A 1,248-nucleotide genomic window follows, 5' to 3' on the forward strand; every position below is an offset into this window, starting at 1 on the left:
GCGGCCACGCCCCGTCCACGGCCGATCCCCGACCGTCGCGTGGCCGCCGGCCCGGACGGACCGCGGTCGATCGGCGCCGTGCGCGGCGGCCGGGGAGCAGGGTTCGGCGGGGGTCCCCTCGCCGACGCCCCGGCCACCCCCGAGCTGCTCGCGCGGGTGGAGGAACTCCCGCCCGCGACTGAGCCGGTCCGAGTGAGCGAAACCGACGCCGCGGCGCCCGACCCGGCGTTCTCGCTGCGCCGTCTCCTGCGCGCGGTACACGGACTGCTCGCCTTCGGCCTGCTGCTGGTCGCCCTGGACGCGGTTGCGGGCCTGGCCATGCCCGCGCTGGTGCGCCACGGCGTCGACGCGGGTGTGTCCACGGGTGCCGGGTCGGTGCTGTTCGCCATCTCCGCCGTGGCGTTGGCCGTGGTCCTCGCGGCCTGGGGCGTGCAGGTCGTCCAGGCCCGGGTGACCGGGCGGATGGGGGAGCGGCTCCTGTTCGTCCTGCGGGTGAAGACCTTCGCCCAGCTTCAGCGGCTCGGCCTGGACTACTACGAACGTGAGCTCTCCGGCCGGATCATGACCCGGATGACCACCGACGTGGACGCCCTGTCGACGTTCCTGCAGACGGGCCTGACGACCGCGGTGGTAGCCGTCGCGTCGTTCGCCGGGATCGGGATCGCGCTGGTCGTGCTGAACGCGCACCTGGCACTGGTCGTGCTCCCCATGCTTCCGGTCGGTGTCGGCGTCACGCTGGTGTTCCGGGCGAAGTCCTCGGCCGCCTACACCGAGTCACGGGAGTGGGTCAGTGCGGTCAACGCCGCGTTGCAGGAGAACCTGGCCGGCATCCGGGTGGTGCAGGCATTCCGCCGGCAGGAGCGTAACCAGGCCGATTTTCGCGCGCTGGCCGAACGGTACCGGCTGTCGCGGATGCGCTCGCAGCGTCTGATCGCCCTCTACTTCCCGTTCATGGAGTTCTGCTCGGAGCTGGCTGCCGCGCTCGTCCTCGGCGCCGGTGCCGGGCTGGTCGCGTCCGGGTCGCTGACCACCGGCGGACTGATCGCCTACCTGCTCTACATCAACCTGTTCTTCTCCCCGATCCAGCAGCTGTCGCAGGTGTTCGACGGCTACCAGCAGGCGAAGGTGGGTCTTCGACGCCTGTCCGACCTGCTGCGCACACCCACGTCCACCCCGGTGTCCCCGGATCCGGCGCCGGTCGGTCGGCTTGCCGGAGAGATCGTGCTCGACGATGTCCGGTTCCAGTAC

The 1,248-nt window shown here is 71.6% G+C and carries 1 protein-coding gene; it reads left to right on the plus strand.

Going from position 1 to position 1,248, the window contains the following annotated elements:
• Positions 1-39: 39 nt before the first annotated feature.
• The coding region (locus tag DD1DGNOD_RS29190; RefSeq protein ID WP_241255615.1) for an ABC transporter ATP-binding protein at positions 40-1,248 on the plus strand (1,209 nt) is incomplete at its 3' end.

The organism is Candidatus Protofrankia californiensis (assembly GCF_900634765.1).
GTDB lineage: Bacteria > Actinomycetota > Actinomycetes > Frankiales > Frankiaceae > Protofrankia > Protofrankia californiensis.